This is a genomic window from Lactimicrobium massiliense (assembly GCF_900343155.1).
Taxonomy (GTDB): domain Bacteria; phylum Bacillota_I; class Bacilli_A; order Erysipelotrichales; family Erysipelotrichaceae; genus Bulleidia; species Bulleidia massiliensis.
The window spans coordinates 34,263-50,637 of record NZ_OUNG01000002.1 but is presented as its reverse complement, the minus strand read 5'-3'; the positions used below and the strand labels follow the sequence as shown (position 1 = coordinate 50,637).

Below are 16,375 nucleotides of genomic sequence, written 5' to 3'. Positions count from 1 at the left end.
TATCATTTTCATGTACATACTCAGAATACAAAAGTACATTAGCACGCTTGCCACCCTCACGCAAGAAGAAAGCGGGTGAACTCAGTAGAAATTCATGCGGAAGAATGGCATGTGCGGAACATGCCATGGAAACAGATGATTCACGCTTTCTCAATCAGAATCACATCACTGGTTTCCGGAAGATCTTTTGTAAAACCGGCACGGCTTGCCAGCAGATAATATACTGTCCGGTTCTGTACAGGAATATATCTGGATTTTTCTTTCAACAGTTCCAGTTCCTTCAGCCCGATTTTCTTTTCACGGTATTTGCATTCACCGATGATGATATGACTTGTATCAAAGGCGATGACATCCACTTCACTTTCATGCCATCTGCCTTGATCCATGACATTTCCCCACCATTTGCCAACGGTCTGCGGCATGAAGGGGATCTTTCCGGTTAGGGCATAGGAAAAGCATTTCTCCTGGATGATTTCCTCATATACAAAGCCAAGATATTCATTAAGCTGATTTTTGAGAATGTAATCTGCACTCCTCTCACCAACAGCAGCGATCATGGAAATGTTTGGCTCCACAAACGTGAAATGGAACCGCAGCAGACGGTCAATGATCCGGTATCTTGCACCTCTGTCTTTGCTGGAAAGCGGGTTTGCAGCAACAGCAATAATTTCCAGCTCTTCCAGCTTTTTCAGATAAGCAAAAACAGCTCTGCTTTCAAGACCGCATTTTGAAGCAATCTGGCCTGAATCCTTCTCACCACTTCCAATGGCACGTAAAACATTTGCATATACCGTAGGATCTTTGAATTCCTGCAGCAGATAATTTGCAGACTCCTGAAACAGCCTGCCATTGCGGTTGAAATAGAGATGCCTGACGGCTTCATCAACAGACGGATAATTCTTGAAGAACATCACATATTGGGCGACACCGCCCGTTTCGCCATATACCTGCACGGCATCATCAAAGTCAGGAAACAACTGCCAGACTTCATCAAACGTAAAGGGGCGGATTTCCAGAATTTCATCAAATCTGCCATAAAGAGGCGATTCGCGGTCAGAAACCTGGTGTTTCATGAAGGAACGGTTTGAGCCCATCAGAATCAGCTTGATTCCATTCAGGCCATGATCAATGATCCATTGAAATTCTGTAACAGTATCTTTTTTCTTCTTGCAGAGAAACGGAAATTCATCAATGACAATCAGGTCAACTTTCCGATCCCGGGAAATATAGGTAAAAACATCGCGAAATGTCTGCAGAGAATCAAGTATGGTATCACCCGAATAATACAGCTTCAAAATACTTGTAAAGTCCTTCAGGCATGTATTGTAGTCATAGCTTGTGCACTGATAATACAGAATGCGGTCTGTAGCGTGAAGATCCATATAGTGCGTAATGAATTCTGTCTTTCCGGTTCTGCGTCTGCCATAGACTGCCATTGCTTTACTGGATACGTTTGAACAGAAATTCTGAAGTGTAAGAAGTTCCTGCTCACGGAAATAGAACATGGTAACCCCTCCTTTCTGCTAACATCAGTCTAATAAGCAAATCTAAATTTGTCAAATTCAGATTAGTCAAATCAGGATTTGCGAAAAGCGGGCTATGCATGAACGAGCACGATCTTGTCAGGCACATTCTGCCGTGATGGTTTCATCTTCGGGTGGAAATTGGCATGGCATGATCTTTGCAAATGTTGACAGCTCACATATAATAAGAAAGCAAATGCAGGGAAGGGAAGAGTACTCTTTATCTGATATGAAGCGAGCCGGTATATGGTGGAAGGCCGGTATGGAGGGGAAGAGGAAGATGGTCCTGGAGCAGGCTGTGTGAATGTTGAGCATGGCACGTTGGCTGCGTTAAAGCTGTTGAGTGGTCTGTGAATTGCAGGCAAGATAAAGGTGGTACCGCGTGAAATACGTCCTTTCAGCAGGACGTTTTTATTTTATAAGGAGGTGCAGCAGATGAGTGATAAGGGAAAGTACTATATTACGACGGCCATTGCCTATACGAGTGGAAAACCGCATATTGGCAATGTGTATGAGATTGTCCTGGCAGATGCCATTGCCCGTTATAAGAGACTGACGGGTTATGATGTCCGCTTCCAGACTGGTACAGATGAACATGGCCAGAAGGTGGAAGAGAAGGCAAAGGCAGCCGGTGTGACACCGAAGGAGTTTGTTGACAAGGTTTCCGGTGAGATTAGGGAACAGTTCGATGTCATGAATGTGTCTTATGACAAGTTCATCCGGACAACCGATCCGTATCATGAGAAGCAGGTGCAGAAGATTTTCCGCCGCTTCTATGAGCAGGGTGATATTTATAAAGGAAAGTATGAGGGCATGTACTGCCAGGAGTGTGAGGCGTTCTATACCAAGAGCCAGCTGACGGCAGATGGCAAGTGCCCGGTATGCGGCCATGATGTCAAGCCGATGGAAGAAGAAGCGTACTTCTTCAAGATGAGCAAGTATGCACCGCGTCTGATCAAGTACATTGAGGAACATCCTGACTTCATCCAGCCGGAGAGCAGAAAGAATGAAATGCTCAACAACTTCCTGAAACCAGGCCTGCAGGATCTGTGTGTATCCCGTACAAGCTTCTCCTGGGGCATTCCGGTCGACTTTGATCCAAAGCATGTCATCTATGTGTGGATTGATGCTTTGAGCAACTATATTACCGGTCTTGGCTATGACGCTGATGGCAACAGTTCTGAGCTGTACAAGAAGTACTGGCCGGCTGATCTGCATCTGATTGGCAAGGACATTGTCCGCTTCCATACCATCTACTGGCCGATTATGTTAATGGCACTGGGTGAGCCGCTGCCAAAGCAGGTATTCGGTCATCCGTGGCTGTTAACCGGTGATGCAAAGATGAGCAAGTCCGCCGGCAATGTCATCTATGCGGATGATCTGGTATCCCTGTTTGGCGTGGATGCCGTACGTTTCATCATGCTGCATGAGATGCCGTTTGCCCAGGATGGCCATGTGACCTATGACCTGATGATTGACAGAATCAACGCAGATCTTGCCAACAACCTCGGCAACCTGGTCAACCGTACACTGTCCATGGAGAACAAGTACTTCAATGGCCTGGTCTCCAATCCGCATGATGATGAACCGGTGGATGAAGAGCTGAAACAGGCTGTCAGCGACACGGTCCGCCTGGTCAATGCCAAGATGGATGAGCTCCGTGTGGCAGATGCGATCCAGCTGATTCTGGATCTGTTCTCCCGCTGCAATAAGTACATTGATGAGACGATGCCGTGGTCTCTGGCCAAGGATCCTGGCAAGAGCGGGCGTCTGGCAACGGTTCTCTACAACCTGCTGGAAGCCATCCGTACAGCAGGCGTACTGCTGAAGGCATATCTGCCGGATACAGCAGATAAGATTCTCAAGAGTCTGAATACAGTACATACTGACTACGATTCCATTCAGAGCTTTGGGCAGCTGGAAACCGGCATTACGATCACGGATCATCCGGAGATTCTGTTCGCCCGTCTGAATGAGAAGGAAGTCATGGCCAAGGTTGATGTGATCAATGCACGCATTGCCAAGGAAAGAGCTGTGCAGGCCGAGAAGAAGCAGGAAGTCACGGTCGATGACTTTGACAAGCTGGATCTGCGGGTTGGCAGAGTGGTATCCTGTGAACATCATCCCAATGCGGACAAACTGTATGTCCTGCAGGTAGATCTGGGTGAGGATAAGCCAAGACAGATTGTGTCTGGTCTGGCAAGCTCCTATACACCTGGTCAGGTCATTGGCAAGAACATCGTTGTGATTGCCAACCTGAAACCGCATGTCTTCCGCGGTGTGGAAAGCAGGGGCATGCTCTTGGCGGGAAAGAATGACAAGGAAATTGCCGTGGTTGAAGTAAACGGTCTCAAACCGGGAACGAAAATCTGTTAAAGTAAGAGGAGATGTGAAAGCATCTCCTTTTTGGAGGTTTCATGAATAAAAGATATGCACTTGTAATAAGACCGGATGAAACTTCGGCAAAGATCGCAGATCAGCTGCGGAAAAGACTTGCGGTATATGGCTGTGTGGAAGATCCTCACATGCCGCAGACAATCTTTGTCATCGGCGGGGATGGCACGTTCATCTATGCCGTACATGAATATATGCCCCACCTGGATGAAGTGTGCTTCTATGGCATTCATACAGGGACACTTGGCTTCTATACGGATTATCTGGATACAGATCTGGATGCGTTTGTTTCTGCCTATGTCAATGACCAGTGTACAGAAGTCCGCTATCCCATCCTCAGTGCCCACTATGACGGCCATGAAGTACATGGCATCAATGAAATCCGGATTGAAAATGCAGCAAGGACACAGGTCATGGAAATCTATGTCAATGACAGAAAGTTCGAGGATTTCAGGGGCACCGGCATCTGTGTGTGCACCCAGCTTGGCTCGACTGCGTATAACCGTTCTCTGGGCGGGGCAGTGATCCAGGAAGGATTGCGCTTTATTGAGATGACAGAGATTGCCGGCATTCATCATGTCAAATACAGATCACTGGGTTCACCGATTGTGATGTGTGAGAATACCCAGCTGCGCTTTGAATCGGAAAGCTTTGACCATGCATTATTAGGAGTAGACTCAGATGTTCTGCCGCTGGATGGTGTTAAAAGCATCACCATGCATACCTCCCCGGATCTTTCAGTCCGCATGCTCAGAGGCAGACAGGTCAGCTATTTTGACAGACTGAAGAGCCTGTTCTGAAAGGAGGAAAGTGACAATGCAGAAAATCTGGCACTCATTCTATGAACTGCTGAAAACACCACTGGAGATCATGGTTGTCGGATATGTCTTTCTCGGCATTGGCAATCTGCTTGTCAATCCAGTTTTCAGCATCCTGTATACCGTCCATTCCGGATGGCTGACGACGGCCGCAATGATTTTGTCCCGGACTGGTTCTTTCCTGATCGTCAACTTTCCACTGCTGTTTCTGATTCGTCTTGTATCAAGACGCGCTTCTTCCTACACCACGATTCTGGCAGCCATTGGCGGCTACGCTGCGTATCTGTCAGCAACCATGGTGCTGCACAGCAATTCCCTTCCTGCCAGTGCCTATTCCTCTATCCTTGGCATCTCGATGTCACAGAGCGTGAAGTACTCCAGCCAGACAGTGACGGTATATCCTTTGCAGACAGGTGTCTTTGCCATGGTCATTGTGGCAGCGGTGACAATCTTCTGCTTCCGTCATACAAAGAATGTACCGGAACAGGGCAGTCACTTCTCATTCAGCAGTGTCGTCTTCGTCAAGACCGTCCTGCTAAGTGCATTATGCGGCATTGTGATTGCACTTGCCTGGCCGTATCTGATTGCAGTGTTAAACAGAGGCATCAGTTTCCTGGCCAGTGATACAAGCTCATCTGCCATGCTGGGCTTCTATGGTGTGCTGGACAGGATCTTTGGCGTACTGAACCTTGGCACTTTGTTCAGGACACCATTCTGGTACAGTACGCAGGGCGGCTCCTGGGTAAGTGCAGCGGGTACAACCATCACCGGCGATGCCAGTGTCTGGACTGCACAATACTCTGCCGGCGCCCTCAACGGCATGGCCGGCCGTTACTTCACACCATATTACATCCTGAATATCTTTGCAGTACCTGGCCTGCTCTGGGGCACACTTTCGCTGACCACAGACAGAACCAGACGCCGCCGTCAGTCTCTGACTGTTTTCCTGCTGACAATTGTCTCTCTGTTTTCCGGCATTTTGCTGCCGGCAGAAATTGCTCTTCTGTTTGTGGCACCTCTTCTGTTTGTGATTCATCTTGGCCTGACCGGCATCCTGTTTGCCCTGCTGCAGGGACTGCAGATCTACCTTGGCTACTATACAACCTCTTCACTGACAATGGTCGCCATGCCCGGAACCCTGATGGAACTGCTTGCCTATCTGCAGACAGACAGCCTGCGCTCCTCCATCCTGAAACTTGTTCTGATCGGTGCAGTCTGCTTCCTTGTCTGGTTTGCCGCATCCCGTCTGTACTTCCGCTATCTTGCTCTGGATCTGTTCAAAGGCGGCCGGGCAAAGGAACTCGTCCTGGAAACAGAGCGCGCCGTCGGCGGCCTGTCCAATATCGTCCGGGCAGACAGTTCCTTTGATACCCTGTATATCAGTCTCTATGATCAGAGCATGATTGATACGGAACGCCTGATCAGACTGGGCGGAGTAAGAGTACTGGAAACACCGGATGGCGTGGCAGTGACCTGCGGTCCCGTCAGCACAATGGCGGCAAGGAGTATCAGGAATGGAATACGCAGCGGTGTCAGAGACACAATGTAATCAAAAAATAGCACAGGCCGCCGATCAAAGGCGGCTTTTATGATTTGCCCGAGACAGATATGAAGGCACGCGGAAAGAATGATTGAAATTGCATAACCAGGCACGATTCCGTTTTTACAGAGTGATGGCATTCTGCACCACCGTGGATATTTACAGACAATCTGACAAGAAGGCCATATTTCAGCAGTGTATGTACTGAAGTAAAGATGTATTATTGGTATTCAGCGTGATAAAAGCAAGTGAAACGCATAAACAATGTTACAGCTATTGATAACACAGCGACATTTGCTATAGTATCCTTGCAACAGTACCGCAAGCAAAGCGGTACGGTAATAAGAAACGGGAGGAAAACGAGGATGATAACGGATAAGGAAATTACCATGATGACCGAAAAACTTCAGGAAGAACTGGAACAATATTTCAGGCCGGATGATCAGAAGGTTGCAGAGCTGATACGGAAAGCACAGGGTAAACGGTCGCAGAGACAGTTTGCCAGTGAGACAGGTATTAGTACCGCAACGCTATCCAGAATTCAGAATGGAAAGACAGTGGAACCGCTGTCTCTTGAGAACATCGTCCGGATTGCATGTCACGCAGAGACAAAGGATTCCATGACGGCTATGGAACTTGCACGGGCAAGCGGATATGCCCAGAAATCGGAGGCTGATCAGTATCGGCGCAGAATGCCGCTGCGCAACCCGGGAAAGCAGACATTTGCTTCGGCAGCATCCCTGATGCGCAAAGCGATAAAAAATGCTCTGCAGCAGCATGTCGACAAAAAGAAATATGAGGCAGGGCCGCTCACGTTCAATGCTGTTTCAACAATGTTTGGAGCGGAAGTGAAGACTGATTTTGAAATACTAGTATACGGGGATATCCCTTACGGAAACAATCAAAGTATTTTCCAGTATCGTTGGGATTTCCTCTTCTTTCCACAGAGGGCGGAAGATTTCAGAGAGAGAGGCTTCTCTGTCAACCGGCTTGCCAGAAATGTGATCCGGGAATCATCCCTGCTGTTTCTGACAGATGCCTGGCAAGATACTCACGCCTATTCACCAGAAAAGGTGAGCTTCTGCTTCGCGGATGAGGAACTGTTTGATGAATTCTGTCGGCTGATGCAGAATGCACGACTGAATCATATGTTCTCTGCGATTCTGATCGAAACAAGAGTTCCGGCTGTGGTCAGGGAGATTTCATTTGACTCGCCTTTTCATAAGCACTCTATTCTGGATCTGGAATATAACTCCCAGGAAAAAACTGAAGACGAGCTGGTGAAGAAATGGACGCCGGAGCCGGAATATATTATGGTGCATGAAAGAAAGATGAATGATCAATGAGCCGAATAGGCGGTATTAGGGATATAGTGGAGTAAAAGCGGCATGAATGCCAGAAAATCATAGCTGACACTGTGAGATATAGATTTTCTGTGCAAGTGCCGCTTCCTTTCAGCAGTGCTGAATATTGCCATAATGATTCTGGTAATTCTTGCATGTGTAAAGTACCTGAAACAGAATAAGGAAGATAGCTGTTGATAATTGGATGAAAGAACCGTATTCAAAATAATGGTATTTGGGTTTCCCGCATATGGCGGTGAGACCCTTTTTATGCTAGTGTTGAGTTGCATAAATGCATAGGAGTTACAGACATGAGTGAGGAAAAGAAAGCTTTTGATGTGGCTGCGCTTGGCGAGCTTCTGATTGATTTTACAGAGAATGGAAAATCAGAGCAGGGGAATCCTCTTCTGGAGGCTAATCCGGGCGGTGCACCATGCAATGTTTTAAGCATGCTGTCCCGTCTGCATCGCAGAACAGTCTTTATTGGAAAGGTAGGCAATGACGGCTTTGGCCAGATGCTTGCCCGTACGATTGTGGAACAGGGTATTTCAGACCTAGGACTCAGGTATGATGACAAGGTTCATACGACGCTGGCTCTGGTTTTGAAGCTGGAAAATGGCGACCGTGATTTTGCTTTTTACCGGAATCCGGGTGCGGATGTGGATCTGCGGGCAGATGAGATTGATGAGAATCTGATTGCCAGTTCAAGGATCTTCCATTTTGGCTCGCTGTCTTTGACTGATGAGCCTGCCCGCAGTGCTACAAAGCTGGCTATTCGGTATGCCAGGGCACACAATCTTCTGATTTCATTTGATCCAAATTTGCGTGAGCCGCTGTGGCCGACGCTGGATGCAGCAAAGGAACAGATTGACTGGGGCATGCAGCAGGCAGATATCCTGAAGATCTCTGACAATGAGATCCAGTGGTTTACAGGTTATGATGACTTTGACCAGGGGGTTGCGTATCTGCAGCAGAAGTATCCGAATCTGAAACTGATTGCGCTGTCCAAGGGACCGGATGGCAGCAGTGCCTTTGCCAATGGTGCCCGTGCGGATGTGCCTGCCTTTCTGCAGAAAGGCACGATTGAGACAACCGGTGCCGGTGATACGTTCTGTGCATGTGTGCTGGATACTGTATTGTCAGAAGGTCTGGAAGGACTGGATGAAGAGAAGCTTCATGCGATGCTGGTGCGTGCCAATGCGGCGGCATCGATCGTCACAACACGCAAAGGTGCTCTGCGTGTGATGCCAACTGAACAGGAAATCAATGCATTTATCAAGGGGGAGAATTAATTTATGGCATTGGATTACAGAAAGTGTGCGGAAGAGATCTATTCCCATCTGGGTGGAAAAGACAACATCGCCAGTGCTGCACACTGCGCAACGAGACTGCGTCTGGCAATCGTCGACAACAGCAAGGTAGATGTCAAGGCAATTGAGAACACAGAGGGTGTACAGGGTGTCTTCAATTCCAATGGACAGCTGCAGATCATCATCGGTACTGGTACGGTCAATAAAGTCTATGATGAGTTTATTGCCGTGTCCGGTGTCGCTGCTGGTTCCAAAGAGGATGTCAAGGCAGCAGCGGCTGCCAACATGCCGTGGTGGAAACGTCTGATCAAGACACTTGGTGATGTCTTCGTTCCGATTCTGCCGGCTATCGTCGCTGCTGGTCTGATGATGGGCCTGGTCGAAGCGCTCGGCCATGCCATTCCGAACTTTGCGTCCACTGACTGGTACGGCTTCCTGGATATGGCTGCCAACACAGCCTTCACGTTCCTGCCTGTACTGGTAGCGATCAGTGCTGCCAAGGTATTTGGCGGCAATGTCTATCTGGGGGCTGTCATTGGTCTGATGATGGTCCATCCAAGCCTGACCAACGGCTGGAATGCCGCTGATGGCTACAAGGTATGGTACCTGTTTGGCCATGGTCTGAAGATTGGCAGCTATACACTTGGCCAGGTCAACCAGTTAGGCTACCAGGGCCATGTCATTCCGATTGTCATCTCTGTCTATGTCATGAGCAGCCTCGAGAAGTGGCTGCACAAGCATGTGCCGGAGATGATCGACCTGTTTGTCACGCCGCTGACAACCGTTGTTGTCACGGCACTGGCAACCTTCATGGTCATCGGCCCGATCTTCTCTGCATTGGAAACACTTGTTCTTAACGGTGCTACATGGCTGGTTGCCAACCCGATCGGCGCCGCGGCAATGGGTGCGCTGTATCCTGTCACTGTCGTCATGGGTCTGCATCACATGTACAACACGATCGAGCTTGGCATGCTTGCCCAGGGTCATCTGAACACCTGGATGCCGATTGCTTCGGCTGCCAACTTTGCCCAGTTCGGTGCCTGCCTTGCCGTAGGTCTTAAGACAAGAGACAGACATACCAAGGCACTGGCTGTGCCGGCTTCCATGTCTGCTTCTCTTGGCATTACCGAGCCTGCCATCTTCGGTGTCAACCTGCGTTTCTTCAAGCCGTTTGTCGCTGCTATGATCGGCGGTGCCGCCGGTTCTCTGGTTGGTGCCATCACCGGCCTTGGCGCAACTGCCAATGGCGTTACCGGTCTGCCGGGCTATCTGATTGCGTCGAATCCGCTGACCTATACCATTCTGTTAGCTGTATCCTTTGCGGTTGCCTTCGGTATCACATTTGTAACCTTCCGTGATAATAAGGAAGTCGAAGAAGAAGGCGGCGAAGAGCCGGAGATGGAGACAAAGGATGTCTTCACAACCGAGAAGGGCAACGTTGCTCAGCCGGTTGCCGGCAAGGTCATTCCTGCTTCTGAGATTGCAGATCCGATGTTTGCCCAGGAAACCATGGGTCCGTCTGTCGGTATTGAACCGGCAAACGGTACAGTTGCGGCGCCGTTTGATGGCAAAGTCACAATGCTGTTCCCGACCAAGCATGCCATTGGCGTCACATCCAAGGATGGCATTGAAGTACTGATTCACATTGGCATTGATACCGTCGCAATGAATGGTGATGGCTTTGAAGCCTTTGTCAAACAGGATGATGAAATCACCAAGGGACAGAAGCTCATTCATTTTGACAGAAAGAAGATCAAGGATGCCGGACATCCGGATACGGTCATTGTGGTCGTAACCAATGGTGCCCAGTTCACAGATCTCAAGAAAGCTGCATAACGAATCAGTCAATAAGAACTTTCTGATGGAGAATCATTAGGATTTTCCACCGGAAAGTTCTTTTTTCGCTCTGAAAATATCTTACATGATCCTTAACACATCATCATACATGACTTGCTATTTGCTGAAATGTCAATGCTGGTCATGCTTTTTGTACTTGCAACAGATGCTATAATAGCGGGGCAAATTAAGGGGAGGCACTATGGCAGAAAAGTATTCACCGATGATTGAGCAGTATCTGAAGGTCAAGGAACAGTATCCGGATACGATTGTGTTCTACCGCATTGGTGATTTTTATGAGATGTTTTTTGATGATGCCCAGCTTGCCTCCAAAGAGCTGGATCTTGTATTAACGGGAAAGAATGCTGGCGTGCCGGAGCGGATTCCAATGTGCGGTGTTCCTCACCATGCCGTTTCTTCCTATGTGCAGCGGCTTGTGGCAAGAGGCTACAAGGTAGCCATCGTGGAACAGATGGAAGATCCTAAGAAAGCAGTCGGCTTGGTCAAGCGTGATGTGATCCGCATTATCACACCTGGCACCATCATGGATGAAATCACCGATGACAAGAGTTCTGTCTATCTTGGGGCCATCTGTGATTATGGCTATGGATACAGCTTTGCCGTAGTCGAAGCCAGCACCGGTGAAAACTTTGTGGAAGATGTTGCCCATAAGGATACTGTGCTTGTCCAGACGGTCATGAAGAACAATATCCGTGAGGTGGTTGTCAGGGAAGGCTTCCCGCAGCGTCTGATCAAGTCTTTGCGGCAGATGCAGGTTGTCATTTCCTATTGCGAGGAAGATGGCATCAAGAGTGAATATGAGCCGTTATGTGAGAATCTGAAGAAGGACTATGAGCGCTCTGCCTATGGCCTGATGCTCAACTATCTCGAGCAGACGCAGAAACATATGCTGTCCCATCTGGAAACATGCCAGATTGAAAATGAAGAAGATTTCCTGGATATGGACTATGATACCCAGCGCAATCTGGAGCTGACCGTGTCGCTGCATCCCAATGGCAAGAACATTACGCTCTGGTCGTTTCTGGATAAGTGCAAGAGTGCGATGGGATCGCGTCTTCTGCGCCGCTGGATTGAAAAGCCGCTGGTCGATCAAAAACGCATCAATGCCCGATATGACTGCGTGCAGTATCTGTGCAACAACTTCATGATGCGCCAGAACCTGCGCGATGCGTTGGATGGTGTGTATGACCTTTCCCGTCTGATTGCACGCTGTGCGATGATGTCTGCCAATCCGGTTGATCTTGTGCGTCTTACCAAAACCCTTGCGGCCGTGCCGTCCGTACTTGCCTGCATCCAGGATGATGCCTTTGGCAGGCTGAAGGATGTGGATCCGCTGACGCCATTATATGATCAGCTCAGGGATGCCTTTGTCGAAAATCCGCCGGTTGTTTTGAGCAATGGCGGCGTCTTCCGCGATGGCTACAATGCCGGTCTGGATGAAGCCAGACAGATGGCACGCTCCGGTCAGGATTTTATTGCCAGCATGGAAGCATCTGAAAAGGAACGTACTGGCATTAAAACCCTGAAGATTGGATACAACAAGATCTTTGGCTATTATATTGAGATTTCCAAGGCTGCGGCACAGCAGGTAAAACCGGAATGGGGCTATGTGCGCAAACAGACACTGACCGGCTGTGAGCGTTTTATCTCACCGGTATTAAAAGAAAAGGAAGACATGATTCTGCATGCCCAGGAGAATGCGGTCAATCTGGAGAAAGAGCTCTTCAACAATCTCCTCCATGAGATCCAGGGCTATCTGCCCCGTCTGCAGAAACTGGCATCTGTGCTCAGTGAGATCGATGTGCTGCAGGCTCTGGCGGAAAGTACGTCTTCCTATGGCTATGTGCGGCCGGTGTTTGACGATGACGTGCTGGACATTGTCAGCGGCAGGCATCCGATTCTGGATGAGCTGATGAAAGATCCCCGCTATATAGCAAATTCAGTGCACATGGATGCCAAGGAGAGTATTCTTCTCATTACCGGTCCGAACATGGGTGGTAAATCGACCTATATGCGCCAGACAGCACTGCTTGTCGTCATGGCCCAGATGGGCTGCTATGTACCTGCCAAGTCATGTAAGATGCCGGTGTTTGACAAGATCTTTACGCGTATTGGCGCTTCTGATGATATCCTGTCCGGTCAGTCTACATTCATGGTGGAGATGAGTGAAGCTAACCGTGCTCTGCAGAATGCCACACCGCGCTCTTTGATTCTGTTTGATGAGATCGGCAGAGGCACCAGTACGTATGATGGCATGGCACTGGCCCAGGCAATGATTGAATATATCGCAGCCTGTGTGCATGCCAAGACGATGTTTTCAACCCACTACCATGAACTGACGACACTTGTCGACTCGATCGGCTGTGTGCGCAATATGCATGTGGCTGTGAAGGAAGACAACGACAAAGTGACCTTCCTGTATCGGATGAAGGATGGGCCGGCAGGCCATTCGTATGGTATTAATGTCGCGCGTCTGGCCGGTCTGCCGGACAGCGTGCTGGAGCGTGCCAAAGATCTGCAGAAACAGTTGGAAAGCAAGAAGCGGGTTGTGCAGCAGAGCTATCAGCTGATTGAAATGAAGAAGGAAGATACAGAGGCAGAGACGATCATCGCCCAGCTGAAGGAGGCTGATGTGGACAATATGAGTCCGCGCCAGGCGTGGGTGATGCTTTCGGATCTTGTGATGGAGGCAAAGAAGGATTCCAATGGCAAATGATAAGCTGATGATCCGGGGGGCAAAGGAAAACAACCTGAAGAATATTTCCCTGGAAATTCCGAAGAACAAACTGGTCGTGATGACCGGACTTTCCGGCTCTGGCAAGACATCTCTGGCCTTTGATACGATTTATGCCGAAGGGCAGAGAAGATATGTCGAATCACTGTCTGCCTATGCCAGACAGTTTCTGGGCGGTGTGGAAAAGCCGAATGTTGAGATGATTGAAGGACTGTCTCCGGCTATTTCCATCGACCAGAAGACAACATCCAACAATCCGCGTTCTACCGTTGGCACGGTGACGGAAATCTATGACTATCTGCGTCTGTTATATGCAAGATGCGGCGTGCCGTACTGCCCGCATCATCATATTCCGATTACCGGTCAGACCATTACCGAGATGGTGGATGCCGTCATGGCCCTGCCGGAGCGTACCAGACTGACCATCATGGCACCGATTGTCAAAGAGAAGAAAGGTACCTTCAAGGATACCTTTGCCAAGCTGCTGAAGGATGGCTATGTGCGTGTGCGGGTGGATGGTGAAATCCGCATGCTGGAAGAAGACATTGAACTGGAAAAGAACAAGCGCCACCGCATTGATGTCATTGTGGACCGCATCATCAAGAACGATGATTCCAAATCCCGTATTCATGACTCTATTGAGACAGCTCTTTCTCTGGCAGACGGCATGGCAACGGTGCTTGCCGGTGACAAGGAAATGCTGTTTTCCAGCAACTATGCCTGCAAGATCTGCGGCTTTTCTGTACCGCATCTGGAGCCAAGACTGTTCTCGTTCAATGCACCATTGGGTGCCTGTCCGGTATGCCATGGCCTTGGCATTACCGAGGAAGTCGACATCAGTAATCTGATGCCGGATCTTTCTCTTTCGATCAGAAAGGGCGGCATTCGCTACTATAAGAATCTGGTCGATAGCGACAACATCGAGTGGCAGACATTCTGTGTGCTGTGCAAGGCCTATGACATCGATCTTGATGCGCCGCTGTCATCCTTGAGTGACTATCAGATGCAGCGCATTCTGCATGGCTCTGACAAGCCGATCTCTTACCGCATCACCTCTTCCGGCGGCAATACGTATTCCCGCAATGACTATATTGAAGGCGTCAAGGATCTGATTGAACGCCGGTATGTTGAGACAACTTCTTCCTGGAACAAGGATTACTATCATTCCTACATGGCAGAAACACCATGCCGCCAGTGCCATGGCGACCGTCTCAATGAACAGGCTTTAAGTGTCATGGTTGGCGACAAGAACATCGCTGACTTCACGAAGATGAGTGTCAAGCAGGCTCTGCTCTGGCTGAATGATCTGAAGCTGGATGCAGAGAAGGCAAAGATTGCCGATCTTGTCATCAAGGAAATCCGCAGCCGTCTGCAGTTCCTTTCCAATGTCGGCCTGGATTACCTGACTCTGGACAGACTGGCAGGCACGCTGAGCGGCGGTGAGAGCCAGCGGATCCGTCTGGCTACCCAGATCGGCTCCCAGCTGTCCGGTGTACTGTATGTCATGGATGAGCCAAGCATCGGCTTGCACCAGCGTGACAATGCCAAGCTCATTGCGACCATGAAGAGCATGCGGGATCTTGGCAACAGCCTGATTGTTGTCGAACATGATGAAGAGACGATGATGGCTTCTGACTGGATCGTGGATATCGGCCCGGGTGCCGGCATCCATGGCGGTCAGGTCATGGCCAACGGCACCCCGCAGCAGGTCATGAACACACCGGGATCCATCACCGGTGATTACCTTGCCGGCAGAAAAATCATTCCGCTGCCAAAAGAAAGAAGAAAAGGCAACGGTAAGTTTATCGAACTGCGCGGCGTCCAGGAACATAACCTGAAGAAGATCAATGTGAAGTTCCCGCTTGGTGAGCTGGTGCTGGTCACCGGTGTATCCGGTTCCGGCAAGAGTACGCTCGTCAATGATGTGCTGATGCAGGCAGTTCTGCAGAATTTAGGCAGACAGAAAGTGCATCCAGGCAAGTTCAGGTCGATCAAGGGTCTGGAGAATATCGACAAGCTTGTGCAGATTGATCAGGCACCGATCGGCAGAACGCCGCGTTCCAATCCAGCTACGTATACCGGTGTATTTGATGATATCCGCGATGTGTTTGCCCACACGCCTGAGGCAAGATTAAGAGGCTATGACAAGGGCCGCTTCTCGTTTAATACAAAAGGCGGCCGCTGTGAAGCCTGCCAGGGTGATGGCGTCAAGGTCATCCGCATGAACTTCCTGCCGGATGTGTATGTGCCATGTGAAGTGTGCCATGGCAAGCGCTATAACGAAGAAACCCTGCAGTGCACGTACAAGGGTAAGAACATCTATGATGTCCTGGAGATGTCAGTGGAAGAAGCGCTGCAGTTCTTTGGCAATCATCCCAAGATCAAGCGTAAGCTGCAGACGCTGTATGATGTGGGCCTTGGCTATATCAAGCTCGGTCAGGCAAGTACAACCCTTTCCGGCGGTGAGGCACAGCGTGTCAAGCTGGCTACGGAACTGCAGAAAGTGGCAACCGGCAGAACAGTATACATCCTGGATGAGCCGACCACCGGTCTGCATACGGATGATGTCAAACGTCTGATTGCCGTGCTGGAAAGAATCGTAGATGGCGGTGATACAGTCATTGTCATTGAGCATAATCTGGATGTCATCAAGTGTGCTGACTGGATCATTGATCTTGGTCCGGAAGGCGGTGACGGCGGCGGTACGGTTGTGTGCACAGGCACACCAGAGCAGGTGGCAGCCTGCAAGGAAAGCTGGACCGGACAGTATCTGATCAAAGCGCTCAAGTGGACAAAAGAGCATGATCATCGTGAAGGGAATGAAAAAGCTGCCTGAGGCAGCTTTTTATGTGACGG

The 16,375-nt window shown here is 49.5% G+C and carries 9 protein-coding genes and 1 other annotated feature; of the genes, 8 read left to right on the top strand and 1 reads right to left on the bottom strand.

The features are described 5' to 3' along the window. Positions 1-140: 140 nt before the first annotated feature. On the bottom strand, positions 141-1,505 hold the full coding sequence (locus DHU66_RS03635) for an ATP-binding protein (protein ID WP_108774544.1): 1,365 nt from the start codon (positions 1,503-1,505) through the stop codon (positions 141-143). 210 nt (positions 1,506-1,715) lie between these two features. Then, positions 1,716-1,923: a binding site (T-box leader), on the top strand. 35 nt (positions 1,924-1,958) lie between these two features. On the opposite strand from DHU66_RS03635, the gene metG reads away from it, so the two are divergent. The 8 genes from metG to uvrA all read left to right on the top strand — a co-directional run bounded on the left by metG (position 1,959) and on the right by uvrA (position 16,355). Then, on the top strand, positions 1,959-3,899 hold the full coding sequence (gene metG / locus DHU66_RS03630) for a methionine--tRNA ligase (protein ID WP_108774543.1): 1,941 nt from the start codon (positions 1,959-1,961) through the stop codon (positions 3,897-3,899). A 41-nt stretch (positions 3,900-3,940) separates the two neighbouring features. After that, entirely contained in the window at positions 3,941-4,717 is a 777-nt protein-coding gene (locus DHU66_RS03625; RefSeq protein ID WP_108774542.1) for a diacylglycerol kinase catalytic domain-containing protein, read from the top strand. A 16-nt stretch (positions 4,718-4,733) separates the two neighbouring features. Then, entirely contained in the window at positions 4,734-6,284 is a 1,551-nt protein-coding gene (locus tag DHU66_RS03620) for a PTS sugar transporter subunit IIBC family protein (protein ID WP_108774541.1), read from the top strand. 356 nt (positions 6,285-6,640) lie between these two features. Further along, a complete protein-coding gene (locus DHU66_RS03615; RefSeq protein ID WP_108774540.1) occupies positions 6,641-7,621 on the top strand; it encodes a helix-turn-helix domain-containing protein in 981 nt (326 codons plus the stop codon). A 308-nt stretch (positions 7,622-7,929) separates the two neighbouring features. Further along, positions 7,930-8,910 (top strand): PfkB family carbohydrate kinase, encoded by a 981-nt coding sequence (locus DHU66_RS03610; protein ID WP_108774539.1) that lies wholly within the window; start codon positions 7,930-7,932, stop codon positions 8,908-8,910. 3 nt (positions 8,911-8,913) lie between these two features. After that, the gene (locus DHU66_RS03605; protein ID WP_108774538.1) at positions 8,914-10,764 is read left to right on the top strand and encodes a PTS sucrose transporter subunit IIABC; all 1,851 of its coding nucleotides are present in this window, start codon (positions 8,914-8,916) and stop codon (positions 10,762-10,764) included. Positions 10,765-10,966: 202 nt separating this feature from the next. Further along, on the top strand, positions 10,967-13,501 hold the full coding sequence (gene mutS, locus DHU66_RS03600; protein ID WP_108774537.1) for a DNA mismatch repair protein MutS: 2,535 nt from the start codon (positions 10,967-10,969) through the stop codon (positions 13,499-13,501). Beyond that, positions 13,491-16,355: an excinuclease ABC subunit UvrA gene (gene uvrA / locus DHU66_RS03595; RefSeq protein WP_108774536.1), complete on the top strand. Its 2,865-nt coding sequence runs from the start codon at positions 13,491-13,493 to the stop codon at positions 16,353-16,355. Before mutS ends, uvrA begins: the two co-directional genes overlap by 11 nt. The last annotated feature ends 20 nt before the right edge of the window (positions 16,356-16,375 follow it).

Excerpts from the sequence above, each read along its gene's own strand:
- DHU66_RS03610 (WP_108774539.1), top strand. The coding sequence starts at position 7,930 with ATGAGTGAGGAAAAGAAAGCTTTTGATGTGGCTGCGCTTGGCGAGCTT.
- DHU66_RS03620 (WP_108774541.1), top strand. The coding sequence starts at position 4,734 with ATGCAGAAAATCTGGCACTCATTCTATGAACTGCTGAAAACACCACTG.
- DHU66_RS03615 (WP_108774540.1), top strand. The coding sequence starts at position 6,641 with ATGATAACGGATAAGGAAATTACCATGATGACCGAAAAACTTCAGGAA.
- uvrA (WP_108774536.1), top strand. The coding sequence starts at position 13,491 with ATGGCAAATGATAAGCTGATGATCCGGGGGGCAAAGGAAAACAACCTG.
- DHU66_RS03605 (WP_108774538.1), top strand. The coding sequence starts at position 8,914 with ATGGCATTGGATTACAGAAAGTGTGCGGAAGAGATCTATTCCCATCTG.
- DHU66_RS03635 (WP_108774544.1), bottom strand. The coding sequence starts at position 1,505 with ATGTTCTATTTCCGTGAGCAGGAACTTCTTACACTTCAGAATTTCTGT.
- metG (WP_108774543.1), top strand. The coding sequence starts at position 1,959 with ATGAGTGATAAGGGAAAGTACTATATTACGACGGCCATTGCCTATACG.
- mutS (WP_108774537.1), top strand. The coding sequence starts at position 10,967 with ATGGCAGAAAAGTATTCACCGATGATTGAGCAGTATCTGAAGGTCAAG.
- DHU66_RS03625 (WP_108774542.1), top strand. The coding sequence starts at position 3,941 with ATGAATAAAAGATATGCACTTGTAATAAGACCGGATGAAACTTCGGCA.